The organism is Shewanella sp. A32 (assembly GCF_029167175.1).
GTDB classification, from domain to species: domain Bacteria; phylum Pseudomonadota; class Gammaproteobacteria; order Enterobacterales; family Shewanellaceae; genus Shewanella; species Shewanella yunxiaonensis.
On the sequence record NZ_JARFTS010000059.1, the window covers coordinates 1 to 1,497 of the forward strand.

Below are 1,497 nucleotides of genomic sequence, written 5' to 3' on the forward strand. Positions count from 1 at the left end.
TGGGAAATCTAATCTCGAGGTGAGTTTCACACTTAGATGCTTTCAGCGTTTATCTCATCCACACATAGCTACCCAGCGATGCTCCTGGCGGAACAACTGGTACACCAGCGGTGTGTCCATCCCGGTCCTCTCGTACTAAGGACAGCGCCTCTCAAATTTCCTACGCCCGCGACGGATAGGGACCGAACTGTCTCACGACGTTCTGAACCCAGCTCGCGTACCGCTTTAATGGGCGAACAGCCCAACCCTTGGGACCGACTACAGCCCCAGGATGCGATGAGCCGACATCGAGGTGCCAAACCTCCCCGTCGATGTGAACTCTTGGGGGAGATAAGCCTGTTATCCCCAGGGTAGCTTTTATCCGTTGAGCGATGGCCCTTCCATACGGTACCACCGGATCACTAAGCCCGACTTTCGTCCCTGCTCGACCTGTCTGTCTCGCAGTCAAGCTCCCTTCTGCCTTTACACTCTACGAATGATTTCCAACCATTCTGAGGGAACCTTTGGGCGCCTCCGTTACTCTTTAGGAGGCGACCGCCCCAGTCAAACTGCCCACCAGACACTGTCTCCCGCCACGATTAGTGGCGCGGGTTAGAGGGTTCATACAACGAGGGTAGTATCCCACCATTGCCTACTCCGAAACTAGCGTTCCGGATTCTACGGCTCCTACCTATCCTGTACAAGCTGTACAAACACTCAATATCAAGTTACAGTAAAGCTCCATGGGGTCTTTCCGTCCTGTCGCGGGTAACCCGCATCTTCACGGGTATTATAATTTCACCGAGTCTCTCGTTGAGACAGTGCCCAGATCGTTACGCCTTTCGTGCGGGTCGGAACTTACCCGACAAGGAATTTCGCTACCTTAGGACCGTTATAGTTACGGCCGCCGTTTACTGGGGCTTCAGTTCAGAGCTTCGCTTACGCTAACTCATTCCCTTAACCTTCCAGCACCGGGCAGGCGTCAGCCCCTATACGTCATCTTACGATTTTGCAGAAACCTGTGTTTTTGATAAACAGTCGCCTGGGCCTTTTCACTGCGGCTGATCTTGCGATCAGCACCCCTTCTCCCGAAGTTACGGGGTCATTTTGCCGAGTTCCTTAACGAGAGTTCTCTCGCTCACCTTAGGATACTCTCCTCGACTACCTGTGTCGGTTTGCGGTACGGGTAGCTAAACTCTAACTAGAAGCTTTTCTCGGCAGTGTGACGTCAGGAACTTCGCTACTTAAATTTCGCTCCCCATCACAGCTTGTCCTTAAGAAGTAAAGCATTTGACTCTACTTCAGACTTACTGCTTGGACACCCTTTTCCAGCTGGGTGCTTTCCTTAGCCTACTGCGTCCCTCCATTGTTCAAACAAGTTTAACTAGTACAGGAATATCAACCTGTTATCCATCGCCTACGCCTCTCGGCCTCGGCTTAGGTCCCGACTAACCCTGGGAGGACGAGCCTTCCCCAGGAAACCTTAGTCATACGGTGGATAGGATTCTCACCTATCTT

Annotated in this window: 1 rRNA gene; it reads right to left on the reverse strand. The window is 52.3% G+C overall.

From position 1 onward, the window contains the following. Window positions 1–1,497 (reverse strand): 23S ribosomal RNA (locus PY479_RS17515); the annotation flags it as partial.